Below are 24,414 nucleotides of genomic sequence, written 5' to 3'. Positions count from 1 at the left end.
CGGGCTCCGGAACCCGCTGACCAGCCGACCCCCGCGGGTCGCCCCCGCCCCGACAGTTCAGCTCGCGCCATACGAGGTCGCGCCATACGAGACGGAGTCGCCGACTTGCTCACCGTGGATTTCTCCCGCTTCCCCCTCGCCCCGGGGGACCGGGTCCTGGACATGGGATGTGGCGGCGGCCGGCACGCCTTCGAGGCATACCGGCGCGGCGCCGACGTGGTCGCGCTCGACCAGAGCGAGAAGGACATCGCCGACGTCGACGCGATGTTCGCCTCGATGCGGGCCGCCGGCGAGGTCCCCCAAGGGGCCTCGGCACAGGCGATCGTCGGTGACGCGCTCGCGCTGCCCTTCCCCGACGACAGCTTCGACCGGGTGATCATCTCCGAGGTGCTGGAGCACATCCCCGACGACAAGGGTGTCCTCGCCGAACTGTTCCGAGTGCTCAAGCCGGGCGGCCTCGCCGCGATGACCGTGCCGCGCTACGGGCCCGAGAAGATCTGCTGGGCACTGTCCGACGCGTATCACGAGGTCGAGGGCGGGCACATCCGGATCTACAAGGGCGACGAATTCCAGGCCCGCATCCGCGAGTCCGGCCTGCGGCCCTACGGCACGCACCACACGCACGCGCTGCACTCGCCGTACTGGTGGATCAAGTGCGCGGTGGGCGTGGACAACGACAAGGCGCTCCCGGTGCGCGCGTGGCACAAACTCCTGGTGTGGGACATCATGAAGCGCCCGCTCGCCACCCGACTCGCCGAGAAGGCGCTCGACCCGCTGATCGGCAAGAGCCTGGTGGTCTACGCGACCAAGCCGCGCCCGACCGGCGAGACCGACGCCAGGGCAGCCGCCGACCTCACCGCCGGAGCTTCGGCATGAGCGTCGCGGGTCGCCGTCGCGGCCCCGAGCCGGCGCTCGAACTCCTCGCCCTCGAAGGCGTCCTGACGGTCGACCAGGTCGCCGAGACGATCGACGGCATCGCCGCCGTGCAGCGACCCGACGGGTCCATCCCGTGGTTCGTCGGCGGCCACCTCGACCCGTGGGACCACACCGAGGCCGCGATGGCGCTCGACGTGGCCGGGCGGCACGACGAGGCGGCGCGCGCGTACCGCTGGCTCGCGAGCCGACAGGAGCCCGACGGGTCCTGGTACGCCGCCTACGTCGACGGCAAGGTCACCGACCGCAACAAGGAGGCCAATTTCACGGCCTACCTCGCGGTCGGCCTGTGGCATCACCATCTGCTCACCGGTGACGAGGAGTTCCTGGTCCGGATGTGGCCGGGCCTGCGCGCCGCGATGACCTTCATCCTCGGCCTCCAGGCGCCCGGCGGGGAGATCCGCTGGAAGCGCGACGAGCACGGCATCGCGGTGCCCGACGCGCTGCTCACCGGCTCGGCGAGCATGTACCAGGCGCTGCGCTGCGCGCTCGCCATCGCCGAACATCTCGGCGAACCCCAACCCGACTGGGAGTTGGCGGCCGGGCGACTGGGGCACGCGGTGCTCTCGCACCCGGAGCGATTCCTGGACAAGAACCGCTATTCGATGGACTGGTACTACCCCGTCCTGGGCACCGCGCTGCGCGGTCCGGCGGCCGACGCGCGGATCAAGGACGGGTGGGACACGTTCGTCGTGCCCGATCTCGGCGTGCGATGCGTGTCCGACCGGCCGTGGGTCACCGGTGCCGAGAGCTGCGAACTGGCCATCGCGCTGTGGGCGTTGGGCGAGAGCGACCGGGCGGTCGAGATCGTCTCGTGGATTCAGCGGCTGCGCCACGAGGACGGCCTGTACTGGACCGGGTACGTCTTCGAGGACGACGCGATCTGGCCGGTCGGCGAGGTTGACCGCCGTCCGGAACGCGCCGCGGTGCACCATCAGCCAGCCCGCGGTCTCCTCGAAGGTGACCTGTACGCGGGTGAGGTCCGGGTCGGTCAGGTTCTCCCACTGGCGGCGCAGCGCGATCAGCCGCTTGTACCAGGCCAACAGCGCGGCGTGCGGGGCCGCGTCGACCTCGTCCCAGTCCAGGCACGAGTCGCGCACGGTCTGCGCCGACTGCGGGTCCGGGATCTGTGCGGCGTCCCACCCGTGCGCGGCGAACTCGGCGCGGCGGCCGTTGCGGACCGCCTCCGCGAGTACCGGATCGGTGTGGTCGGTGAAGTACTGCCACGGCGTGGACGCGCCCCACTCCTCGCCCATGAACAGCATCGGCGTGAACGGCGACGTGAGCACCAGCGCCGCGCCCGCCGCCAGCAGCGCCGGCGACAGCGTCGCCGAGAGCCGGTCCCCCGTCGCCCGGTTGCCGACCTGGTCGTGGGTCTGGAGGTAGCCGAGGAAGCGGTGCGCGGGCATCCGTGACGTCGGCACGGGGCGGCCGTGCGTGCGCTTGCGGAACGAGGACCACGTGCCGTCGTGCAGCCACACCCGCCGCAGCGTCTTGGCGAGCGTGCCCATCGACCCGAAATCGCCGTAGTAGCCCTGACGTTCACCGGTGAGCAACGAGTGCAGCGCGTGATGGAAATCGTCGCTCCACTGCGCCTGCACGCCCATCCCGCCGCTCTCGCGCGGGGTGACCACCCTGGGGTCGTTCAGGTCCGACTCGGCGATCAGGAACAGCGGCCGCCCGGTCGAGGCCGCGAGCTTGTCCACCGCCTCCGACAGTTCCTCCAGGAACGGTACGGCGCGGTTGTCCGCGAGCGCGTGCACGGCGTCCAGGCGCAGGCCGTCCACGTGATAGTCGCGCAGCCAGGCCAGTGCGCTGCCGACGAGGTAGGCGCGCACCTCGTCGGAGCCGGGGCCGTCCAGATTGACCGCCGAGCCCCACGGCGTGCGGTAGCGGTCGGTGAAGTAGGGGCCGAATTGGGGGAGATGGTTGCCGGACGGGCCCAGGTGGTTGTGGACGACGTCGAGGATCACGCCGAGGCCGTGCGCGTGGCACCCGTCCACGAACCGTTTGAGCCCTTCCGGGCCTCCGTACGGCTCGTGCACCGCCCACGGGCACACGCCGTCGTAGCCCCATCCGTGCTTGCCCGGGAACGCCGACACCGGCATCACCTCGACGTGCGTGACGCCGAGATCGACGAGGTGGTCGAGCCTTTCCAGGGCGGCCGCGAACGTGCCGTCGACGGTGAACGTACCGATGTGCAGCTCGTAGACGACCGCGCCCGGCAGCGCGCGGCCGGTCCAGCCGCGGTCGGTCCACGAGTACGCGCCGTGGTCCACGACCCGGCTCGGGCCGTCGGGGCCCTGCGGCTGCCACGCCGAGCGCGGGTCGGGCAACGGTTCGCTGCCGTCTATCACGAACGCGTAGTCGCTGCCGTGCACGGCCGTCGTCACGTCGGCCTGCCACCATCCCGGCCGGTTCGCGTCGTGCATCGGGCGTCGTCGTCCGTCGACCACGACATCGAGCGAAGACGCATGGGGAGCCCAGACCTCGAACCTGACCACGATGGCTGTGTCCTTTCTTGGAAGTCTCGGAACGCGAAAGCCTCGGAACGCGAAGCCGCGGAAACGGGAAAGCCGCGGGACGCGCAGGTCTCGAAACGCGAAGGCCCCGAAATCCTTGGGGCCGAAATCCCTGGGACCGCCCGCTCAGCCGCGCGTGAGCAGCGCCACCGGCAGGTCCTCCAGGATGTGCCGAAGTCGGGCCTGGCCGGTGTAGGTGCACCCGGTCAGCGCGTCGGTCCAGGTGCCCTCGGGCAACGGGAGCAGCGCGCCGCCCCAGCCACCCTTGGCCGCCAACCCCGCGGGCAGCCGGGTGACCACGGTGATCGCCTCGCCGCCGCGCACGAACGCGAGCGCGTAGTCGGCCTCCTTGCCCCGTGCGCGCAGCCGCGTGTAGTCGCCGGCGAACCACTCGGGGTGCTCACGCCGCATCCGCAGTGCCTTGGTGGTGACCAGGAACTTGTCCGCGTCGATCCCGGTGTGCTCGCGCGCGAAGTCCACCGGGGCCCGGTTGTCCGGATCGACGAGCGTGTACAGCGCGAGTTCGCCGCCCTGATAGACGTCGGGCACGCCCGGCATGGTCAGTTGTACGAGCTTGGCGCCCAGCGAGACCACCCGCGCGTGGGTGTCCACGACGGCGACGAACTCGGCGATGTCCGTCGTCAGTTCCTCGTCGGCCAGCACCTTGCGGACGAACGCCTCGCTCGCGGCCTCGTATTCGGGATCCTGCTCGGTCCATGTGGTCGCGCGCGCGGCCTCGCGCATGGCCTTGAGCAGATAGCCCACCACGCGGTCCGGGGCGATCGGCCACGCGCCTACCAGGGTTTGCCACAGCAGATACGTGTCGTAGCCGTCGGGTCCCGGGCGGAACTGGGAGCGGTGCGGGCGCGACCACTCGTTCCACGTGCGCACCCGCTCGGCCCACTCGCCGGGCAGTTCGGCCAGGATCGAGAGCCGGGCCCGTACGTCCTCGCTGCGCTTGGTGTCGTGCGTGCTCAGCGTGGTCATGCCGGCCGGCGCGAGGTGGTGCGCGCGTTCGCACGCGGCGTGGAAGCCGGGGATGTCGAGCCCGATGTGGTCCGGCTCGCCGCCGACCTCGTTGAGCGAGCTCAGTACGTACCAGCGGTAGAACGCCCGATCCTCGACCCCCTTGGCCGCCAGAGCCGCCGCGACCTGACCGAAGCGCACCGCGAACTCACCATCGGCGAGCGCCAGTTCGGCGATCTCGCGGGCGGCCTCGGAGACCTGGCCCGGCACGCCGGTCAGGGCCTGGGCCATCGTCGCGATCGACCCGGAGCCGCCGCCGGGATAGGGCCGATACGCGGGATACGCGGCCAGCAACGGCGGCAGCGCCCGGCCGACGTCGCCGGGGCCCGCCACCGGCTCCTCGCGGTCCAGCGCCCGGCGCAGCCGCGCGAACTCGGTGGCGAGCCCGCTCGCGAGCACCTCGGCCTTGGCCTCCTGCGCGAGATAGTCGAAGCCCTCGCGCACCCCGGTCTGCTCGCGGTGCAGCGCGCGCAGCGGCTCGGCGCCGTCCGGGTCGGTGAACAGGTTGTCCACGCGGCGCAGCGCGTCGTAGCCGGTGGTCCCCTCGCACGGCCAGTCGGCGGGCAGGTCCTCGTCGCCGGACAGGATTTTCTCGACCACGATCCACGCGCCGGGCGCGGCGGCGCGCAGCCGGCGCAGGTAGCCGGCGGGATCGGCGAGGCCGTCGGGGTGGTCGATCCGCAGTCCGTGTACGAGCCCTTCGCCGATCAGGCGCAGCACCGTGGCGTGTGTCGCGGCGAACACGTCGTCGTGCTCTTGGCGCAGCCCGATCAGCGACGTGATGGTGAAGAACCGCCGGTAGTTCAGCTCGGCGTCGCCGCGGCGCCAGTCGGCGAGCAGGTAGTGCTGGGCGTCCAGGAGTTCGGGCAGCGCGAGCTTTTCGGTACCGGTCCGCAGCGGGAACGCGTGATCGTGGTAGCGCAGCGTGTCGCCGTCGACGATCAACTCGTCGGCGACCTCCTCGGCCGGCGCGCCGAGCACGGGCAGCAGCACGCGCCCGTCGTGCTGCTCCCAGTCGATGTCGAACCACCGGGCACAGGCCGATTCGCGGCCGTCTCGCAACACTTCCCACAGCGGCCGATTCAGCGACTCGGGGGTGGGCACGGCCATGTGGTTGGGCACGATGTCCACCACGATGCCGAGGCCGTGCTCGGCGGCCCGGGCCGCGAGCGCGCGGAACCCGTCCTCGCCGCCGAGGTCCGCGGACACGCGCGTGTGGTCGACGACGTCGTAGCCGTGGGTCGACCCGGGCACCGCCTGCAGGATGGGCGACAGGTGCAGGTGGCTCACCCCGAGCGAGGCGATGTAGGGCACGGCGGCGGCGGCGTCCGCGAAGGCGAACGCGGGCTGCAACTGGAGCCGATACGTCCCGGTGGGAATGCGGGGAGGTGCGGAGGTCATGCCGACACTTTCCCCCGGATGAGCCCCGCTACTACCCGCGGGGTCCGCGAAACCCGGGCGAACCCGCATCGGCGTGTTCGGCGGATTCACTCGTTCCGGTCATTTGGTACAGAGGTAGCCTCGTAGCAGGCGAGCCCGCGCTACGGAGGGACCCATGGTGACTGCCCTGACCATGCTCGCTCTTGCCGTCGAGGTCACCTCGCCGAGCACGCGGGATCGGGACTTCGGGGACAAGTTGAGGACTTACGCCGGAGTCGGCGTGGCTGTCTACGTCATCGTCGACCGCAAGGACCGTGTCGTCGTCGTCCACCACGAGCCGGATCCCGAAAAGCGCGCCTACGCGGCGGTTGTCACCGTGCCCTTCGGAACGCCGGCGCCGTTGCCCAAACCCTTTTCGGACTTGGACACCTCCTCCCTCCGGTAAGGCCGGTCGTGCGGGGCCGGCAACAGAGATCCCTGGTCAAGGGCGCTGCAACACCACCAATGACCTCGCCTCCACCGCCTGTGAGCCGCCGCCGTCGACCGTGGGTCGCGTTTTCGGCTCGCGGATGGCCGTCTTGTCGTCGGCCGTGTCCACCACGACCGTCCACGTCCTGCCCAGCCCCTTGGGCACGGTGAACTCCTGCGCCTTGTGCGAGGCGTTGAACAGCAGCAGGAACGAGTCGTCCCTGATCCGCTGGCCGCGCGTGTCGGGCTCGGAGATCGCCTCGCCGTTGAGGAAGACCGCGACCGACTTGGCCGCCGCCGCCCACCAGTCGCCGTCGGACATCTCCTCGCCGGTCGGGGTGAACCACGCGATGTCCGTCAGTTCGTCGTGCGTGCCCTGGACGGATCTGCCGTGGAAGAACCGCCGCCGCCGAAACACCGGGTGCTCGGCCCGCAGGCGCGTCATCATCCGCATGAATTCGAGCTGGTCGGGCTCCTCGCCCTCCGGCCACTTCACCCACGCGAGTTCGTTGTCCTGGCAGTAGACGTTGTTGTTGCCCTGCTGGGTGCGCCCGAACTCGTCGCCGTGCGCGATCATCGGCACGCCCTGGGACAGCAGCACCGTCGCGATGAAGTTGCGTTGTTGGCGTGCCCGCAGCGCGAGCACGTCGGGGTCGTCCGTCTCGCCCTCGACGCCGTGGTTCCACGAGCGGTTGTGGCTCTCGCCGTCGCGGTTGTCCTCACGGTTCGCCGCGTTGTGCTTGTCGTTGTAGGACACCAGGTCGTGCAACGTGAAACCGTCGTGACAGGTGACGAAGTTGATCGAGGCGATCGGGCGGCGGCCGTCGTCCTGGTACAGGTCGGACGAGCCGGTCAGTCGGGAGCCGAACTCGGCGAGGGTGCGCTCCTCGCCGCGCCAGAAGTCGCGCACGGTGTCGCGATACTTGCCGTTCCACTCGGTCCACAGCGGTGGGAAGTTGCCCACCTGGTAACCGCCTTCGCCGACGTCCCACGGCTCGGCGATCAGTTTGACCTGCGAGACGATCGGATCCTGCTGCACGAGGTCGAAGAACGACGACAGCCGGTCCACCTCGTGGAACTGCCGGGCCAGCGTCGCCGCGAGGTCGAAGCGGAAACCGTCCACGTGCATGTCGGTGACCCAGTAGCGCAGCGAGTCCATGATCAGCTGGAGCACGTGTGGGCTGCGCATGAGCAGGCTGTTGCCGGTACCGGTGGTGTCGAGGTAGTAGCGCTTGTCGTCGGCGAGCCGGTAGTAGGACGCGTTGTCCAGGCCGCGCAAGGAGAGCGTCGGCCCGAGGTGGTTGCCCTCGGCCGTGTGGTTGTAGACGACGTCGAGGACGACCTCGATGCCGGCCGCGTGCAGCGCCTTGACCATGGTCCGGAACTCCTGCACCTGCTGCCCGCGTTCGCCCGTGGACGAGTACGCGTTGTGCGGCGCGAAGAAGCCGATCGTGTTGTAGCCCCAGTAGTTGCGCATGCCCAGGTCGGACAGCCGGTGGTCCTGGATGAACTGGTGCACCGGCATCAGCTCGATCGCGGTCACGCCCAAACCGACGAGGTGCTCGATCACCGCCGGGTGCGCCATGCCCGCGTAGGTGCCGCGGATCTCCTCGGGCAGGCCCGGGTGGGTGCGGGTGAGCCCGCGCACGTGCGCCTCGTAGATCACCGTGTCGTGGTACTCGATGCGCGGGGGTCGGTCGTCGCCCCAGTCGAAGTACGGGTTGATCACGACGGACGTCATCGTGTGCGGGCCCGAGTCGGTCGTGCTCATCTTGTCCGGGTGCTCGAACGAGTAGCCGTACATCGACTCGTGCCAGTGCACCTCCCCGGCCATCGCCTTCGCGTACGGGTCGAGGAGCAGCTTGTTGGGGTTGCAGCGCGCACCGGAGGCCGGGTCGAACGGACCCTGGACGCGGTAGCCGTAGCGCTGTCCGGGCTGGATCCCGGGCAGGTAGGCGTGCCGGACGAACGCGTCGGTCTCGCGCAACTCGACGCGCTGCTCGGCACCCGCCTCGTCGACGAGGCACAGCCAGATGCGTTCGGCGGCCTCCGAGAAGACCGCGAAGTTGGTGCCGGCGCCGTCGTACGTGGCGCCGAGCGGATACGGATGACCGGGCCAGACCTGCATGAGCAACCTGCTTTGTCGCGGATCGTGCTTCGGCAGCTTGCAGTCTCGCCTACCGAGCCGGATTCATGTGCGAGATCCGGACCCACGTCCCCCGGTCGGGTGGATTTCGTGTTCGGAAAAAGCGTTGACGACGACTACCGGGCCGATCACCTTTGATCGGAACGATCAAATCCAGTCGAGCAGTTCGGCCGCGAGCATCTCGTCGCGGCACGGCCACCCGCCACCGCACGAGCACGCCGCCCGTTCGGTGCCCACCGGCGTGGTGCGCTGGTGGTGGGCGAAGATGTCCGCGACCACGTCGCGGTATTTGGCGAAGTCGTCCTCGGCATCGGTGCGAACCGTCGGGATCTTGTTGTTCGTGGCCAACATGATGACCTCCTGGTGCCACGGTTTCCTGCCGCATGAGACGGACGCTCACTCCGTCCCGGTTGCGTCCCCGTGGATGTGGAGGGAAGACCCTCTCCCCTCCGGCAATTGTTCCGGGGCGGCGCGATATCGCTCGGCAGAAGTTGCCAGAGGACGCCGATTCCCCCCAATCGCCCTACGCCATAAGGGTTATGGAGACATGTCAGTCACTCGATCGGGGTAATGCCCAGCGGCCCGTGAGGCACCCCGGATCCCTGCGGTTTCGCTATACGCTCGTTCGGTTCCGGATCGACGACGAACGGATGGGACGCGATGGCCGACCGGGAGTCCAGCTCACCACCCTCGACAGCACCGGATCCCGCGGAGGAAACGAGCAGAGACGGCCGCACCGGTTCGACCCCCCTCGCACCGGCCCCGAACGGCCCCGGCGCCTATCCGGACCCGTACGCCACCTACCGCGACGGCGCGGGCACCCCGATCACCGGCGGCCTCACCGACACCGGGTCCTTCACCCTCGACGCAGGCGGCCTCCCGGGACCCCGACACGCCGCCGCGGCGCCCGTCCCGGACGGGACGAGTCCACCCGACCCCGCGTCGGGGACCGACCCGGCGACCCTCGCTTGGGCCGAGAACGACTGGGCCGAGGCGCTGTTGCGCGCTCGCCGGGCGGGCCGCGCGTACGTCTACCTGAACCTCATCGAGCAACGGCTGCGCGCGGTCATCAGCGCCGTACTCGTCCCGGTGTACGGCCCCGGCGAGCATCCGCACGACGACGGCGCGTGGGTGCTCGCGGCGGCCGGCAACGCCCAGAACGAATGGGTGGAACGGGCCGAGGCCGTCCGCGAGATGAGCCGCCGACGCGGCTACATCGTCGACCCCGCCGACGACGACCTGATCGCCTTCCTGACGCTGCCACAGCTGCGCGAACTGATGGTCCGCAACTGGTGGTGCTTCGAGCCCTTCCTGTCGGACCGGCGCACGCTGGAACGCGCGCTCGAAGAGGTCGAGATCGGCCGGCACATCGTCGCCCGCAACCGGGTCCTGTCCCCCGACGTGCTCGCCCAGGTCGAACGCGCGTGCCTGCGCGTGCTGGCGATACTGGACGGCCCACTCGCCGACCAGGGCGACCGTCGACTCGCCCTGGACGCGGTCGAGGAGTTGTTCGCCGGTCGCTACGCCGACGTGGTCGGCGTCTTCCCGGACCGCTCGGCGCTTCAACGCCGGCTCCCCTTCGCGGACTTGGTCGACGGCGCGCGCGGAATCGACGCGATGGGCGTCTCGCTCAACCTCCTTTGTCAGAACTACTCGGGACGCGACCTGACCCGCCTGGGGTCGAGCGGCTGCGAGATGCGGCTGCTGTTCCTCAACCCGGCCGGCGAGGCAATGAAGCAGCGCGAGCGCGACGAGGACGTCAAGAAGGGCCTGCTCGCCCGGATGACCACGCTCAACATCCTGCACATGCGCCGCATCCGCTCGAAGCTGCGCGAACCGCGCCGGATCGAGATCCGGCTGTACGACGAGGCACCGCGCTTCGCCGCCTACCTCGTCGACGGCGACGTGGGCCTGATCCAGCCCTACCTGCGCCACGCCCGCGGCGTCGAGTCACCCGCGTTCGTCCTGCGCGCCGACACCGCCGGCACCCAGGCACGCGGCCTGTACCCGCTGTTCCAGGAAGAGTTCGAACAACAGTGGACGGACAGCAAACGCACGTCCTGAGCCCCACGCCCCGGCTTCGGCTCGACCGTCGGGTTCAGGCGCCGACGGTGGCACGGGGGCGAGTGACGGCGTACAACCCGGCCACCCCCAGGACCACGCAGACCGCGGCGGCGCCGAGGTCGTCGGCGGGGGCCAACGGCCAGGCCCAGGGTCGAGGTCGGCGGGATGCGTCGAGTCCGACGGCCGTGCAGAAAAGGACGAACACGACGGGCACGACAGTGGCGACCGGCCCGCCGAGGTAGTGCCGGGCGATCAGACCGAGACCCAGGTAGCCGGCGAGGTTGCGCACGAAAGCGCCGCCCATACCCGAATCGCCGAGCACTTCGGTGATTCCCGGAACGAGCGCACCAACGAGGAACAGCCCCACCAGGAAAGCGAGATCGACACCCCGCAAGCGGCTGGACGTCGACCCGAGACGACGATCACCACGTTCGAGTCCGGCCACCGCTGCGGAAACCACGGCGAGTGGGGTAAGGAACGGCAGCGGTACCGGAATGGTCGATTCCCCCACCAGGGAGGGCATCGGAAGCTTCGTGTCCTCGGCCGCCATGGACGCGATCAGGAGCCCGATCATCAGGGTGCTCGTCACGGCCACCAGTCGCACCCGCGCCCACCAGATCACGGCGTCCCCACCGCCGCGTACCCGGCAAGCGCCGCGGGAAGAGGCACCGGGGGCCGACCACAGGTGGTGAGCGCCTCGCGGTTCGCGCTGTACCAGGCGACCTGCTCGGGCGCGGGCAGGGTACGAACGCGCGCGGCGAACTCCCAGTGCTGTCGGTCGAGACGCCCGGGTACGACGACGGGATCGGCGCCGGCCGTCAGCGCGAGCCACGCCAGAGTCGGACCGTGACCGGAGAAGCCGCCGAACTTCTCGCCCCGGAACGCGCACTCGGGCGGCCCTCCCGGAAGAAGACTCTCGGCCAGTCCCAGCACGACGTCCTGGCGGGTGGGTTCGGCCCGGAGCGGCACCCACAGGCTGTCGTCGCGGTGCCGGGCCGAGGTGAGGGTGGGCGGCAACGAGACCCCCACAGCCACGAGCAAGCCGTAGGACGCGCGGAGTCGGTCGCGAATGAGCTCACCGCGACGACTCTGTTCGGGCCACAGACAAACGCGCGGCGCCGTCCCCACGCAGCTCGGATCGAAGGCGCGGTCCTGCACCGGCCCGGTCCCCACCGTGCGTACGAACAGGACGCCGCCGGTGGCCGCGACGGCGAAGACCGCGAGTGCGGTGGCGAGCGCGGCCACCTTGGGGCCGCCGGCGACGACGACGCCGACCGCCAGGAGGCACACGCCGGCGACGACGCGGAGGGAAGGGGCTTGGTCCAGGCGGCAACAGCCGTCGAAGTCGCCGCCGTTGAGGTGCCGGATCCAAGGATTCGACAACGTTCCCGGGTACGCCATCCACACGTAGGTGGTCACTGCCGCGAGCGGGAAGGCCACCGGAAGGGTCAGGAACGATCCCAAAAGGTAGCCCCATGCGGCGTGTCCGGCGATCACGGCGAGCCAGGTGGCCGCGATGGCCGGATCGGGTCCGCCGGGAGCGCCGGAAATCGTAGGCCACAGCGCAGCCAACCCGGCGAGAAGTCCCGCAAGGCCGAGGAAGTACACGGTGGAAAGCGAGTCGAGGGCGATGCGCAGGGGGTGGCGGGCCGGAGCCCAGGTGAACACGCGTCCACGGCGAAGCCGGGCGGCCTCCCACGCCGCGCACGCGGCACACGCCGGGCCGATGAACCTGAGGCCGAAGCTCAGTTGGCCGCTCACCGAGGCCCAGTAGCCGCGGGTGGTCCACTGTTGGAGGTCGACGCTGTAGACGAAGACGGTGGGAAGCAGCAGGAACAGCGCGAAGGTGGCGGCGGAGGTTCTGGCGCGAGTGCCGTAGCGCATGGCCGCCTACACCTCCTGCCGGATCGTGCTCGCATACGCGGCTTCGGCGCGGCGCTGTGAGGGCACGGTGTCCGGGGACAGGGCCAGGAAGTCACCGACGGATCCCTGGAAGCGGGGTCGGCCGTCGTCGAGGACGACGACGTGTTCATACGAAGCGTCGATGTCCTCCGTCTGGTGGGTGGAGACGATGACGTCGACCCGGTCGTCGAGGTCGGCGAGCAGATCACGAAACACCTGGCGCTGCACGGGGTCCAAGCCCGCCGTGGGCTCGTCCATCAGGAGCACCTCGGCGTCGTGGACCAAACACTGGGCAATCCCGACCCGGCGTAGTTGTCCCCCGGAAAGTCGACTGCTCTTGTGCGCGGCGAGGGTCTGTAAGCCGACCCGGGCCAGCGCGGTATCCGCACGCTCCCACGCGTCGGCGCGAGACAGCCCCTTGAGCCACCCCGCGTAGGCCACCTGCTCGCGAGCCCGCAACCCCGGCACGGCCGCGACCTGCTGCGGTAACCAACCGACCCGGCGACGGTAGCCGGACAGGTCCTTGCGACGCGCGGTACACAGCCTCCCCAACTCGACCGTCCCGGCGCGCGGTAACAGCACCGACGCGGCAAGCCCCAGCAGCGTGGACTTGCCCGCACCGTTGGGACCCAGCAGGACGGTGCGCCCCCGGGAAAAGCTCAGGGTCAAACCCTCCAGGAGAGGACGACCCCGACGGTAGCGAAATTCACAATCGGCGAAGACGATGGGCACGTCGATCTCCCGGATTCGAACTGTCACGGACGGATTCCGTCTGCGAGACGAAGCCCCGGCCCTGCGCGGTTCCCGAATTCGCCCGTACCGGAAGCGGGATGCCGGCCGACAAATTCACCCGAAGGCAACCACCGAACACCATCGCGCCCACCCACCACCGCCGGCGGTACGTCCACTCAAAAGCGCAAGCAAATGGACCGAGGCGCCGGCCCATGCCGGGCGGCAGACACCTCCACTCACCCTCCGCCCGGACCCCACCCGAAAACGGGACCGCCCACGACCTTCGAGCCCCGCGCAACGACCGTCCCTGTACGCGTTGCCACTTCAACGCATTCACCGTCGTGCGTCGAATAAGTACTCGACGATCTCCTGAAACGCATCGATGCTGCGCGATGCGCGATGCGCGCAAGACCGGACCCCAAGCCCAATCCGTCATCCCCACCGGAACCGCGCCACGAGGCCGATTCGGCGCCCCCGACGCCTTGAAACCGCAGCCATCGCCCCAAACAGCACGGGTGGTGCGGGTGGGAACCAACACCCGACCCGACCAACACCCACCCGCAGCGCCGCCCGCCCCACCACCAACCCACCGCGCCACGCGCAACCCCGGCGCCACGCGCAACCCCCGCGCCACACGCAACCCGGCGCCACGCGCAAGACACGCGCAAAGCACGCGCGGACCTACGCCCCCGACCGCCCCAGCTCCGACCCCTCCCGGGCCATGGCCACCAACCGCGACACCGCCCGCAGGTACTTCTTTCGATACCCGCCCGCCAACATCTCCTCGGTGAACAGCTCGTCGAACGGCACCCCGGAAGCCACCACCGGCAACTCCCGGTCGTACATCCGGTCCGCGAGCACCACCAGACGCAACGCCGTGGCCTGGTCGTCCACCGGGCACACGCCGCGCCAGAACACCCCGGTCACGCCGTCCAACATCGCGCCGTACCGGCTGGGGTGCACCGCCGCGAGATGCGCGAGCAACGCCGGAAAGTCGTCGAGCGCGGCGCCCTCGGGGGCTGCCTGCGCGGCCTTGTCCACCACCTCGTCGGACACCGGTGCCGGGGCCGCCGGCAACCCGCGGTGCCGATAGTCGTCGCCGTCGATGCGCAACGCCTCGAAGCGCGCCGACAGCCCCTGTATCTCCCGCATGAAGTCCTGGGACGCGAAGCGCCCCTCGCCCAGCTTGTCCGGCAACGTGTTCGACGTGGCCGCCAGCTTGACCCCCGCGTCCGCGAGCTTCCCGAGCAGCGTGGACACCAGGACCGTGTCGCCCGGGTCGTCCAACTCGAACTCGTCGATACACAAGAGCCGGTGTCCGGACAACGCCTCGACGGTCTGCCGGAACCCCAGCGCCCCGACCAGGTTCGTCAGCTCGACGAACGTACACAACGACTTGGGTCCGGGAGCCGCGTGCCACAGCGACGCGAGCAGGTGCGTCTTGCCGACGCCGTATCCGCCGTCGAGGTAGATCCCGCTCGGGCCGGCCGCGAGCTCACGCCGAAACCATCGCTTCCGGCCGCCGTCGTCGCGGTTGAGCTCGGCCGCGAACCGCTCCAGGCGCTGGACGGCCGCCGCCTGACCGGGCTGGTTGGGGTCGGGGTTGTACGTGGCGAAGCGCACGTTGCCGAACCTCGGCGGAGGAACCATCTCCGCGACGAGGCGGTCGGCTGGAACGCTGGGTCGACGCTCGGTCAACGACAAGACAGGGTCTACAGGCACGATGATCAAGCCTACGGTGCGTGCAAAACTCACTCACATGCGCCGTCTCCTTCCCGTGCCCACGACTGCCGTCCCCACCACCACGAGCCCCACCGGCCCCGAAGGCCCCGCCGGCTCCGCGGCTTCCGCCGTCGCCGAGACCGTCGACCTCGTCGAGGCGTACGCCTATCCACAGGGCCGCACCTGGCTGCGGGCGAACATGGTCGCCGGCATCGACGGCGCGGCGCAGGCCCCGGACGGCCTGTCCGACGGCCTGTCCTCGCCCGCCGACAAGAAGATCTTCGGCATCCTGCGCGCACTGGCCGACGTGATCGTGGTGGGCGCCTCCACCGTGCGCAACGAGGGCTACGGCCCACCACGGCCCAACCGCGAGCATGCCGCGGCACGCGAGGCCGCCGGCCAGAGGCCCGTACCGGTGATCGCGGTCGTCTCCCGCAGCCTCGCCGTCGACTTCACGTCGCCGCTGTTCACCGAGGCGATCGTGCCGACCATCGTGATCACGTGCGAGCAGGCGCGTCCCGAGGGCCTCGAAGCGGCCGCGAAGTACGGCGACGTGATCCTCGCCGGCCGCGACCGCGTCGACTTCGCCCTCGCCCTCGACGCCCTCGCCGAGCGGGGCCTGACCCGCCAGCTCACCGAGGGCGGCCCGCACGTCCTCGCGCAGATCGCCGCGTCGGGCCGCCTCGACGAGCTGTGCCTGACCATCGGGCCCCTGCTCACCGCAGGCCCGGCGGATCGAATCCTCGCGGGACCGACCCTGACCCCGCCGCAACCCATGCACCCGATTTCGCTGCTCGAAGAGGACGGGTCACTGTTCGCGCGCTACGTCCGACCCGAACGCGACCGCACGACGCAATCGACCACGTAATCGACACGTATTCGACGACGTGATCGACGACGTGATCGACCACGCACCCGACGACGTGAGTACGCGTCGGCGACGGCGTGGCATCCGTGGAAAACCCATTGCACGGCGCGAAAAACAAGAGTGGGATGCCGGACTCCCGGGCAGACGGGGCACAGGCCCCCGGCTCGGCCGGCACCGGTAGATCAGGGAGTGTTGCGTGTACACGATCGTGCTGCTCGTGGAAAAGGTCCTCAACGACGAGGACGTCAAACTCGTGACCAGCCTGCACGAAGGCGTCGAGACGTCTTTCGTCGTAGTGCTGCCCGGCAAGGCCGACCACCGCAAACTGCTTCAGGCCCTGGACGACGTGGCCCTCGTTCGTCTGGAGGAGGCCGCCGAGGACATCGAGGAGACCCCCGGCCCCGACGACGGCGCCGACGCGGCCCGCCGCACCCTCGATGCCAGCGTCGCCGCCCTGCGCGCGGCGGGCGCGAACGCGGTGGGCGAGACCACGCCGGGCCGCGACCCGTTGGACACCCTCAAGCAGATCGTCGAACGTCACACCGCCGACGAGGTCATCGTGCTGACCGATCCGCACTTCATCGAAGAGCTCTTCCACCGCGACTGGGCCTCCAGGGCCCGCCAGAACGTAGGCGTCCCGGTCCTCAAACTCTTCGCCCACGACCTGAGCTGAACCGCCCCCATCCACGGAAGGCTGCGGAGCCAGACCACGCCCCAACGGGCCGTGAAAACCGCAGCCTTCCCACCCTTCGCAACGGGTGGGCGGGTGGACACCAAACAAAACCGACCCACCACGCAACCGCAGCCCGCCCCACCGAATCTCCCATCAAGGCCACCCGGCCCCGAGTAAGGCAGAATCGCGGGTGCCTCGGCCAACCCTGCCCGGGCCAAGACTCTCCGAAGGAGCCCGCTTCATGGCACCCCCCGCCGAGCCCGTCGACCTTGGCAGCCCCTTCTTCGTCGGCATCGGTGGCGCCGGCATGTCCGGGCTGGCCAAGATCCTCGCGATCCGCGGGGCCAAGGTGTCCGGCAGCGATGCCAAGGACTCCACGCTGCTGCTCGCGCTGCGCCAACTCGGCTGCACCGTTCACGTGGGCCACCACGCCGACAACGTCCAGGACGCGTCGTGTGTCGTGGTGTCCTCGGCCATCCGCCCGGACAACCCCGAATTGGTGGTCGCCCGCGAGCGCGGCATCCCCGTCGTGCACCGCGCGGACGCGCTCGCCCGGCTGATGGACGGCCGCCGCTCGGTGGCCATCGCCGGCACCCACGGCAAGACCACGACCACGAGCATGCTCGCCGTCGGCCTGACCTCGCTCGGCCTGGACCCCTCGTTCGCGATCGGCGCCGACCTCAACGAGGCCGGCAGCAACGCGCACCACGGCTCGGGCGACATCTTCGTGGCCGAAGCCGACGAAAGCGACCGCAGTTTCCACAAGTACGCCCCCGAGATCGCCGTCGTGCTCAACGTCGAACTCGACCACCACGCCAACTACGGCTCGCTCGACGACGTCCTCGAATCCTTCGAGATCTTCGCGCACCGCATCACCCCCGGCGGAACGCTCGTCCTGTCCGCCGACGACTCGGGCGCGCACAGCCTGCGCGAGCGCCTCGCGGCCTCCGCGCCCGACCTGAACATCGTCACCGTCGGCGAAAGCGAGCAGGCCGACCTGCGCCTGGTCGGCATCGAGTCGCTGGGCCTGAGCAGCCGGGTGACCGTACGGGCCAAGGACGAGGCCGCCGACCTCGTGTTCACCGTCGCCGTCCCCGGGCGACACAACGCGTCCAACGCGGTCATGGCGCTCGCCGTCGGCCGCGCGCTGGGCGTCGAGCCGCAGCGGATGGCCGAGGGCCTGGGCAACTACGCGGGCGTACGCCGTCGTTTCCAGCTCAAGGGCGAACAGAGCGGCATCCGCGTCGTCGACTCGTACGCGCACCACCCCACCGAGATCGCCGCCGACCTGGAGACCGCGCGCGGCGCGGTGGGCGCGGGCCGCGTGGTCGCGGTGTACCAGCCGCACCTGTTCAGCCGTACCCAGCAGCTCGGCGTCGAAATGGGCCGCGCGCTCGCCGCCGCCGACATCGCCGTCGTGATGGACATCTACGCCGCCCGCGAGGACCCGCAGCCCGGCGTGACCAGCAACATCGTCGCGCACGCCGCGCTCGACAACGGCGGCCTCGTGCGCACCATGCACAGCTGGTCCGACGTCGCCGCCTCGGTGGCCCGGCTCGCCCGTCCCGGCGACCTCGTGCTGACCATGGGCGCGGGCGACGTCACCCTGCTCGGCCCGGAGATCCTCGACGCGATCCGCGACCGCGCCGCCCGCTGACCACGCCCACCCGACCGACGCCGGCGCTCCACCGCACCATCGCCACCCATCGGCCCCGCCTCGTCCCCGTCCCCGCGGGAACGCCGCGGGGCCGTTGCGTGTTGGATGTGAACATGGCCTACGAAATCGAGAAGACGGACGAGCAGTGGCGGGCCCAGCTGTCCCCCGCCGAGTTCCAGGTGCTGCGCCAGGCCGGCACGGAGCGGGCGTGGACGGGCGAGTACACCGAGACCAAGACGACCGGCGTGTACCGCTGTCGGGCGTGCCGGGCCGAACTGTTCCGCTCCGACACCAAGTTCGACAGCCACTGCGGTTGGCCGTCGTTCTACGCCCCGCTCGCCGAGGACCGCGTCGAGTACATCGAGGACGTCTCGATGGGCATGAAGCGCGTCGAGGTGCGCTGCGGTTCGTGCGGCTCGCATCTCGGACACGTCTTCGAGGGCGAGGGCTACGGGACCCCGACCGACCAGCGCTATTGCATCAACTCCATCTCCCTCACGCTGGAGCCCGACCCGTCCGAGCCCGGCGCCGCCGGGGCCTGACGGATCGTCGAACCGCTGTCGCGGGGTGCGGCGTAACTCACATCCATTTGTGGCGACGCCGATCGTCCACTAAGCCTGATGTCCATGAATCCGTGGCTGATACCTCTCACGTATTCGGTCTGGACGACGGCCGTACTCGGCGTCGCCATCGGGTTCGCCCGGCGCGGCGGCAAGGACGTACAACGGCACCGCCTGACCGAACTGGACCTGCGCGAACACGCCTTCCTGTCCGGCGGTGCCGCGCGGGCGGCCGACGTGTCGATCCTGCGACTGCTCGACACCGACGCCCTGCACGTGAACCGGGACGGTCAGGTGGTCGCCGCGCGCCCGGCGGCCGCCGACGGTGACGGTGACGCGACGATGCGGGTCCTGGACCGCGAGTACGGGGGTCTGCCGCTGCGCGAGCTGCGTACCCGCGTGGCCGCCTCCGTCGAGATCCAGGGCATCGGCACGAGGCTGTTCGAGGACGGCCTGATCGCGCGCCCCGACGCGGGACCGCGCAGAATCCCCCGCTGGGCGCTGTTCGCGACCATCCCCCTGGGCCTGGTGGCCGCGGTCGCGGGTTTCCTGGTCACCGACGAGGGGGCATCGAGTGGTTGGCCGTGGCTGGGCCTTGTCCTGGTGGTGGTCGGCAGTCAGGCGTGTGTCGCCGCCCTGCTGCTGCTCGGCGTGTTCGGCGAGCGGGTGGTACCCACGGCCCCGGCGATGCGCCGGCTGATGCGCCTGCGCCGCGACGACGCCGCGGTCGCCGCGTTGGCCCCCGGCTCCCTGGGCGCGGTCGCGTTGTGGGGCCTGGACCGGTACCCGGATCCGGTGGTCAAGGAGATCTTCCGCCGCAGTGCCCCCACGGCAGCCGAGCCGGCCCCGTCGCAGTGGTGTGGCGGCACGTCGTGCGCGTCACCACAGGGCGCGCGGGCCGGGTCGTGCGGAGGCACTGCGGATGGGTGCGGTTCATAGGCCGTCCTCATGGGCCGGCCCACACGGGGTCCGGTGCGCAAACCCGCACGTGAGGGCGACATCCGAGGGAACTCCTCCTGGTTCGCCCCGGCGCGGACCCGCCATGCTGAGCACATGCGAACAGCCGTGGGAATCGGGTGGCGATCGGAGATCGACCTCACCATCGAGCGCCTCGACGGCGTCGACTTCGTCGAGGTCGTCGCCGAGAACATCTGCCTCGACCACGTGCCCGAGTCGCTGCGCGTCCTACGTGCTCGCGGCGTCGAGGTCATCCCACACGGCGTCGGTCTCGGCCTCGCCGGCGCCGACCGCCCCGATCCCGTCCGACTCGCGCACCTCGCCGCGGTCGCCACGGCGCTCGACTCGCCGTTGGTCAGCGAGCACCTGGCATTCGTCCGCGCCGGCGGCATGGAGGCCGGACACCTGCTGCCGGGCCCACGCACGTGGGACGCGCTGGACCTGGTGGCCGAGAACGTGCGGATCGCCCAGGACCTGCTCCCGGTCCCGCTCGCCCTGGAGAACCCGGCGACCCTGCTGGCCTGGCCCGACGACGAGCTCAGCCAGTCCGAGTTCCTCACCGAACTCGTCGAACGCACCGGCGTCCGCCTGCTCGTCGACGTGGCCAACCTGCACACCGAACGCGTCAACCACGCCCTGGACCCCGCCAAGGCCCTGGCCGCCCTCCCGTTGGAAGCCGTCGCCTACGTCCACGTCGCCGGCGGCCTCGAGGTGGACGGCCTGTGGCACGACACACACGCCCACCCCGTGACCGCCCCGGTCCTGGAGGTCCTGGACATGCTGTGCGCCCTCCACCGACCACCCCGGATCCTGCTGGAGCGCGACGCGAACTTCCCGTCCACCGCCGAACTCGCCGCCGAACTGAGCGCGATCCGCACCATCGCCGACCCCCCGGCCGCGCCGGCGCCCACGAAGGGGGCCGACGACGCCGACACTCGACGAGCACGGCGAGCAGCGCGGCCGGAGGCCGAAGCGGTGTTCCGCGAGCCGACGGAAGAACACCGCGAATCGGCGGCGCGGCAACAAACGGCGCTCCTCGCGGCGCTGCTCACCGGCGCGCCCGTGCCGCCCGGCTTCGATCCCGAGCGGGTGCGCGTGCAGGCCGGGGCGCTCGCCGCCAAACGTCGCGACTCCGCGTTGCGAGCCGTACCGGAATTGGCCTCGGCGCTCGGCGATCGGTGGCCGCGCGAGTTCATGGCCTGGGCGATGACCCATCCGAAGCCGGTCGAGGGCGGCACCCGCGCCGACGTACACGCTTTCGCCGCCCACCTGTGGGAAGGGGACGCGCTGCCCCAGGCTCTCGCGCAGATGTTCGTCCCGCGCAAACCGTCCTGGTGGTCCCGCCTACGCACGTCCGCATCACGATCGAGCGCACACCGTGGCGGCGACCCGCACCGGAAACAACCCGAAGAAGCCGGGAAAGCCAGGAAAGCCAGGAAAGCCAGGGATGCCGGGGACGCCGGGGAAGTCCGTACGAAGAGCCATCCGAAGCACCTCACCGGGAGACGCACACCATGACGCCGTTCCTGGCCCTGTTCGTCGTCGTAATCGTCGTGCTCACATCGCCGTTCGTGATCATCTTCCTGTTCGTCCGAGTGGCCCGGCGCAACCGAAGGCGCCAATTCGGCCGAGGCCGCCCCGGCCCCTACGGACCGTACGGTCCCGGGCCGTGGCAGCCCGACGCCTTCGGCCATCGGTTCGGTTACCAGCCGGGCGACAACGACCGGCCCCCGGGCGGCTCGTGCGCCGGCAACCCACCGGACTCCTCCCACCACCACGGCTCACACGGTCATCACACGTCGTGCGGCGGCAGTTCGTCGTGTGGCAGCGGCTCGTCGTGCGGCAGCGGTTCGTCGTGTGGCAGCGGCTCGTCCTGTGGAGGCAGTTCGTCTTCATGCGGCAGCAGCTCGTCCTCGTGCGGCAGCTCGTCCACCTGAAGACCGACCGACACACGAGAACCGACCCCCGCCCTCCCCACACGCGACACACCGGCGCCGATCGGATCGCCCGGACCCGATCGGCGCCGCACCACCTCAGGCCAGGCCGGCCAACAGGTCGCCGATCGCGCGCCGGCGCCCCGTGAAGAACGGGACCTCTTCACGCACGTGGCGACGGGTCTCGGAGCCACGCAGGTGCCGCATGAGGTCGACGATGCGGTACAGGTCGTTCGCCTCGAAGGCCAGGATCCACTCGTAGTCGCCCAGCGAGAACGACGGCACCGTGTTGGCCCGCACGTCCGGGAAGCCGCGCGCCATCTTGCCGTGTTCGGCGAGCAGCGCCCGCCGCTCGGAGTCCTCCAGCAAGTACCACTCGTAGCTGCGCACGAACGGGTACACCGAGACGTAGTCGCGCGGCGTCTCCTCGGCCAGGAACGCCGGGATGTGGCTCTTGTTGAACTCGGCGGGACGGTGCAGCGCCATGTTCGACCACACCGGTTCGAGCAGCCGGCCCAGGCCCGTGCGGCGGAAGCGGTTGTACGCCTCCTGGAGGTCGTCCGAATTCTCCGCGTGCCACCAGATCATCAGGTCCGCGTCGGCGCGCAGGCCCGAGACGTCGTACGTGCCGCGCACCACGACGTCCTTGTCGAGCAGTTGCTCGAACAGCTGCTCCACCTCGGCCGCGAGGCTCGCGCGGCTGCCCGGAAGCGGCTCCCTGAGCCGGAAGACCGACCACATCGTGTACCTGACGACCTCGTTGAGGTCACGCGCCTTCTTGCGCACCTGGGCGGGGCCGCCCTCCGGTTCGAGGACCTCCTCGTCGATCGCTACGGCGGCATCGACCGACGTGGGGGCGGCCGGATCCGGGTTGTTGTTCGCGGTGCTTTGCGTCATGGCTCGATTCTGCCTCGCCCACGCACGCGGTCCGCGCACGGGGCCGATCGGTGCCCGGGGCCGCTCCGGACGAGAAGCCCGTACAAGACGTCCCTACCCGAGGCCCGTACAAAAGGCCCGCACGAAAGGCCCGTACACGCAGCCGGTCCGTACCCCCGGCCCGGTCCGTACCCCCGGCCGGGTGCCCGCCCCCGGCCGGCTACGTACCCCCGGCCGGCTACGTACCCCGGGCCAGTCAGTGCGCCGAACGGGCAAGCGGCTTCGCGAGTTCGGCGAGGACATCCGTCGCGGCCTCGGTCGCGCTCGCGACGCAGGCCGGGATGCCCACGCCCTGGTACACCGCGCCGCACACCGCCAGCCGCGGCAGCCGCTCCACCGCGTCGCGCACGCACGCGATCCGGCCCAGGTGCCCGACGGCGTACTGCGGCAACCCGCCGCCCCACCGGGTGACCTTGTGGTCGATCGGCTCGGCGTCGAGCCCGATCGCGTCGCGCAGGTCCGCGAGCGAGTCGGCCACGAGGTCGGCGTCCTCGCGTTGCAGCACGGCCTCCTCCCCCGCTCGGCCCAGCGACGTGCGCAGTACGAACGTGTCCGGGTCGGCCCGATCGATCCAGCCCCACTTGTTCGACGCGAACGTGCTCGCCTTGATCCGCCGACCGTCCACCGGCGGGACCAGGAACCCGCTGCCGCTCGGCGCCGCCGCCAGGTCCGAGCGCCGGAACGCGAGCGTGACCAGGGCCATCCCCGCGTACTCGATCGCGGAGAGCTCGACCCCCGCGACCGCCGAGTGCGGGCGCAGCAACCTGGCCGCGGGCGCCGCCGGCACCGCGAGGATCACCGCGTCGGCCTCGATCGCCACCGGCGCGCTCGTGGGCCCGGTCACCAGGCGCCACCCGGTCGCGGTGCGCTCCAGCTCGCGCACCGTGGTCCGCGTCCTGATCTCGCCGCGCCCGGTCGCCACCACCGCCCCCGCGACCGCGACCGGCAGCCGCCCGACACCGCCCGCGATGCCCATGAACACCGGCCCGCCGGGGCCCTGCGCGGCCCGGTCCAACAACCCGCGCACACCGGTCACCAGGGACCCGCCGCCCCGCGCGATCGGCAGCAACTGCGGTACGGCCGCCGCGAGCGAGATCTCGTACGCGTTGCCCGCGTACACCCCGCCGAGGAGCGGCTCGACGAGCCGGTCCACCACTTCGTGGCCCATCCGCTCCGCGACGTAGCGGCCCACCGCGACGTCGTCCTCGTAGCGGTGCGGCGCGAGCGCGTGGTCGAGCGGAATCCGGGCCAGACCCGCGGTCGACAGCACCCCACTCGCGGCAAGCGGCTCCAGGTCGCCCGGCACGCCCATGACGTGCCCGCGCGGCATCGGGCGCAGGGCGCCCCGCGTCCACAGCGACGCGGTCGCGGTGCTCGGCGGTTGGAGGTCGTCGGCGAGGCCGACCTCGCGGGCGAGGTCGATCGACTCGGTACGCCGCGCCAGCATCGACTCCGCGCCCTCGTCGACCGGGACGCCCGCGACGGTCGTCGCGTGCAGCTTGCCGCCGACGCGCGGGGAGCCTTCGAGCACTGTGACGGTGAGCGCCGGGTCGCCGTCTCGAAGCAGTACCCACGCGGCCGTCAGGCCCGCGATCCCGCCACCCACCACGACCACGTGCCGGCCTTCTACCACCGTCGAACTGTCCACACCGCACCTTCTCACGCGCATCATCCGCACGTGGGAACCGGCCACGCGGTCGAGCCGTCCCATCGCCGATCCAGTGCCCACCAGAGGGGGAGCCAGATGCGCACGGGACGCGAACCGAGACGCACGACGAGACACCCGAACCTGCTCCTCGCCGCAGGCCTGACCGCCGTCCTCGCGATCGGGGGATGTAGCGGCGACGGCGGCTCCGACCGGGACCGCAGCGACGCCAAGGCGGCCGCCGCGCCCGCCGCCGGCCCGCCGGGGATGGCCGACAGCGCGAGCAAGC

The 24,414-nt window shown here is 70.8% G+C and carries 19 protein-coding genes and 3 pseudogenes; 11 read left to right on the top strand and 11 right to left on the bottom strand.

All coding sequences use genetic code 11. The annotated features are described in order from the left end of the window. The first annotated feature begins 84 nt into the window (after positions 1 to 84). Positions 85 to 876 (top strand): class I SAM-dependent methyltransferase, encoded by a 792-nt coding sequence (locus tag GT354_RS42970; protein WP_346012438.1) that lies wholly within the window; start codon positions 85 to 87, stop codon positions 874 to 876. Further along, positions 873 to 1,823: pseudogene (locus tag GT354_RS55185) on the top strand (prenyltransferase); the annotation flags it as partial. The gene GT354_RS42970 and the pseudogene GT354_RS55185, both read left to right, overlap by 4 nt. Here the strand turns inward: GT354_RS55185 and treZ are convergent. After that, positions 1,773 to 3,437 (bottom strand): annotated as a pseudogene (treZ, locus tag GT354_RS42965) (malto-oligosyltrehalose trehalohydrolase); the annotation flags it as partial. The pseudogenes GT354_RS55185 and treZ overlap by 51 nt on opposite strands. Positions 3,438 to 3,581: 144 nt before the next feature. Beyond that, entirely contained in the window at positions 3,582 to 5,882 is a 2,301-nt protein-coding gene (gene treY, locus GT354_RS42960; RefSeq protein WP_161362326.1) for a malto-oligosyltrehalose synthase, read from the bottom strand. 154 nt (positions 5,883 to 6,036) lie between these two features. On the opposite strand from treY, the gene GT354_RS42955 reads away from it, so the two are divergent. Continuing rightward, the gene (locus GT354_RS42955) at positions 6,037 to 6,306 is read left to right on the top strand and encodes a Uma2 family endonuclease (RefSeq protein WP_161362324.1); all 270 of its coding nucleotides are present in this window, start codon (positions 6,037 to 6,039) and stop codon (positions 6,304 to 6,306) included. A gap of 36 nt (positions 6,307 to 6,342) precedes the next feature. Here the strand turns inward: GT354_RS42955 and glgX are convergent, their stop codons facing one another. Continuing rightward, a complete protein-coding gene (gene glgX, locus GT354_RS42950; protein ID WP_161362322.1) occupies positions 6,343 to 8,457 on the bottom strand; it encodes a glycogen debranching protein GlgX in 2,115 nt (704 codons plus the stop codon). Positions 8,458 to 8,622: 165 nt separating this feature from the next. Beyond that, positions 8,623 to 8,826, bottom strand: coding sequence for a hypothetical protein (locus tag GT354_RS42945; RefSeq protein WP_161362320.1), 204 nt, complete (start codon positions 8,824 to 8,826; stop codon positions 8,623 to 8,625). Positions 8,827 to 9,135: 309 nt separating this feature from the next. Here GT354_RS42945 and GT354_RS42940 point away from each other — a divergent pair, with 309 nt between their 5' ends. Continuing rightward, the gene (locus GT354_RS42940; protein WP_202512922.1) at positions 9,136 to 10,539 is read left to right on the top strand and encodes an SAV2148 family HEPN domain-containing protein; all 1,404 of its coding nucleotides are present in this window, start codon (positions 9,136 to 9,138) and stop codon (positions 10,537 to 10,539) included. A 34-nt stretch (positions 10,540 to 10,573) separates the two neighbouring features. On the opposite strand, the gene GT354_RS42935 is transcribed toward GT354_RS42940, so the two are convergent. From GT354_RS42935 to zapE, 4 genes are all read right to left on the bottom strand, one after another. Then, a complete protein-coding gene (locus GT354_RS42935) occupies positions 10,574 to 11,128 on the bottom strand; it encodes a hypothetical protein (RefSeq protein WP_161362318.1) in 555 nt (184 codons plus the stop codon). Positions 11,129 to 11,157: 29 nt separating this feature from the next. Further along, entirely contained in the window at positions 11,158 to 12,423 is a 1,266-nt protein-coding gene (locus GT354_RS42930) for a hypothetical protein (RefSeq protein ID WP_161362316.1), read from the bottom strand. 6 nt (positions 12,424 to 12,429) lie between these two features. After that, positions 12,430 to 13,200 carry an ATP-binding cassette domain-containing protein gene (locus GT354_RS42925; RefSeq protein ID WP_346012437.1) on the bottom strand — a complete coding sequence of 257 codons (771 nt, stop codon included), beginning with the start codon at positions 13,198 to 13,200 and terminating at the stop codon, positions 12,430 to 12,432. A gap of 654 nt (positions 13,201 to 13,854) precedes the next feature. Continuing rightward, positions 13,855 to 14,823, bottom strand: coding sequence for a cell division protein ZapE (gene zapE / locus GT354_RS42915; RefSeq protein WP_202512923.1), 969 nt, complete (start codon positions 14,821 to 14,823; stop codon positions 13,855 to 13,857). 109 nt (positions 14,824 to 14,932) lie between these two features. On the opposite strand from zapE, the gene GT354_RS42910 reads away from it, so the two are divergent. The 6 genes from GT354_RS42910 to GT354_RS42885 all read left to right on the top strand — a co-directional run bounded on the left by GT354_RS42910 (position 14,933) and on the right by GT354_RS42885 (position 21,128). Next, the gene (locus GT354_RS42910; protein ID WP_237536019.1) at positions 14,933 to 15,763 is read left to right on the top strand and encodes a pyrimidine reductase family protein; all 831 of its coding nucleotides are present in this window, start codon (positions 14,933 to 14,935) and stop codon (positions 15,761 to 15,763) included. A gap of 196 nt (positions 15,764 to 15,959) precedes the next feature. Continuing rightward, the gene (locus GT354_RS42905; RefSeq protein ID WP_161358420.1) at positions 15,960 to 16,436 is read left to right on the top strand and encodes an indole-3-glycerol phosphate synthase; all 477 of its coding nucleotides are present in this window, start codon (positions 15,960 to 15,962) and stop codon (positions 16,434 to 16,436) included. 241 nt (positions 16,437 to 16,677) lie between these two features. After that, positions 16,678 to 18,093 carry a UDP-N-acetylmuramate--L-alanine ligase gene (gene murC / locus GT354_RS42900; RefSeq protein WP_161358419.1) on the top strand — a complete coding sequence of 472 codons (1,416 nt, stop codon included), beginning with the start codon at positions 16,678 to 16,680 and terminating at the stop codon, positions 18,091 to 18,093. A 113-nt stretch (positions 18,094 to 18,206) separates the two neighbouring features. Next, positions 18,207 to 18,635, top strand: coding sequence for a peptide-methionine (R)-S-oxide reductase MsrB (gene msrB / locus GT354_RS42895; RefSeq protein ID WP_161358418.1), 429 nt, complete (start codon positions 18,207 to 18,209; stop codon positions 18,633 to 18,635). A gap of 78 nt (positions 18,636 to 18,713) precedes the next feature. Beyond that, positions 18,714 to 19,592 carry a TIGR04222 domain-containing membrane protein gene (locus GT354_RS42890; protein WP_161358417.1) on the top strand — a complete coding sequence of 293 codons (879 nt, stop codon included), beginning with the start codon at positions 18,714 to 18,716 and terminating at the stop codon, positions 19,590 to 19,592. 114 nt (positions 19,593 to 19,706) lie between these two features. Then, a complete protein-coding gene (locus GT354_RS42885; protein ID WP_237535388.1) occupies positions 19,707 to 21,128 on the top strand; it encodes a DUF692 domain-containing protein in 1,422 nt (473 codons plus the stop codon). A 274-nt stretch (positions 21,129 to 21,402) separates the two neighbouring features. On the opposite strand, the gene GT354_RS42880 is transcribed toward GT354_RS42885, so the two are convergent. The 3 genes from GT354_RS42880 to hemG all read right to left on the bottom strand — a co-directional run bounded on the left by GT354_RS42880 (position 21,403) and on the right by hemG (position 24,128). Next, positions 21,403 to 21,543 carry a hypothetical protein gene (locus GT354_RS42880; RefSeq protein WP_161358416.1) on the bottom strand — a complete coding sequence of 47 codons (141 nt, stop codon included), beginning with the start codon at positions 21,541 to 21,543 and terminating at the stop codon, positions 21,403 to 21,405. 100 nt (positions 21,544 to 21,643) lie between these two features. After that, the gene (gene hemQ, locus GT354_RS42875; RefSeq protein WP_161358415.1) at positions 21,644 to 22,441 is read right to left on the bottom strand and encodes a hydrogen peroxide-dependent heme synthase; all 798 of its coding nucleotides are present in this window, start codon (positions 22,439 to 22,441) and stop codon (positions 21,644 to 21,646) included. A 235-nt stretch (positions 22,442 to 22,676) separates the two neighbouring features. Continuing rightward, the gene (gene hemG, locus GT354_RS42870; protein WP_346012146.1) at positions 22,677 to 24,128 is read right to left on the bottom strand and encodes a protoporphyrinogen oxidase; all 1,452 of its coding nucleotides are present in this window, start codon (positions 24,126 to 24,128) and stop codon (positions 22,677 to 22,679) included. 96 nt (positions 24,129 to 24,224) lie between these two features. On the opposite strand from hemG, the pseudogene GT354_RS42865 reads away from it, so the two are divergent. Continuing rightward, positions 24,225 to 24,414: pseudogene (locus GT354_RS42865) on the top strand (hypothetical protein); the annotation flags it as partial.

Origin of the sequence: Streptomyces sp. SID3343, assembly GCF_009865215.1 — a bacterium.
Lineage (GTDB): Bacteria > Actinomycetota > Actinomycetes > Streptomycetales > Streptomycetaceae > Embleya.
The sequence above is the reverse complement of the archived record's forward strand: the minus strand, read 5'-3'. Positions and strand labels throughout refer to the sequence as shown.

Coding starts and splice junctions, on each gene's coding strand:
- treY (WP_161362326.1), bottom strand. CDS start 5,882: ATGACCTCCGCACCTCCCCGCATTCCCACCGGGACGTATCGGCTCCAG.
- GT354_RS42910 (WP_237536019.1), top strand. CDS start 14,933: ATGCGCCGTCTCCTTCCCGTGCCCACGACTGCCGTCCCCACCACCACG.
- murC (WP_161358419.1), top strand. CDS start 16,678: ATGGCACCCCCCGCCGAGCCCGTCGACCTTGGCAGCCCCTTCTTCGTC.
- msrB (WP_161358418.1), top strand. CDS start 18,207: ATGGCCTACGAAATCGAGAAGACGGACGAGCAGTGGCGGGCCCAGCTG.
- GT354_RS42930 (WP_161362316.1), bottom strand. CDS start 12,423: ATGCGCTACGGCACTCGCGCCAGAACCTCCGCCGCCACCTTCGCGCTG.
- glgX (WP_161362322.1), bottom strand. CDS start 8,457: ATGCAGGTCTGGCCCGGTCATCCGTATCCGCTCGGCGCCACGTACGAC.
- GT354_RS42945 (WP_161362320.1), bottom strand. CDS start 8,826: ATGTTGGCCACGAACAACAAGATCCCGACGGTTCGCACCGATGCCGAG.
- hemQ (WP_161358415.1), bottom strand. CDS start 22,441: ATGACGCAAAGCACCGCGAACAACAACCCGGATCCGGCCGCCCCCACG.
- GT354_RS42885 (WP_237535388.1), top strand. CDS start 19,707: ATGCGAACAGCCGTGGGAATCGGGTGGCGATCGGAGATCGACCTCACC.
- zapE (WP_202512923.1), bottom strand. CDS start 14,823: ATGGTTCCTCCGCCGAGGTTCGGCAACGTGCGCTTCGCCACGTACAAC.
- GT354_RS42940 (WP_202512922.1), top strand. CDS start 9,136: ATGGCCGACCGGGAGTCCAGCTCACCACCCTCGACAGCACCGGATCCC.
- GT354_RS42955 (WP_161362324.1), top strand. CDS start 6,037: ATGGTGACTGCCCTGACCATGCTCGCTCTTGCCGTCGAGGTCACCTCG.
- GT354_RS42890 (WP_161358417.1), top strand. CDS start 18,714: ATGTCCATGAATCCGTGGCTGATACCTCTCACGTATTCGGTCTGGACG.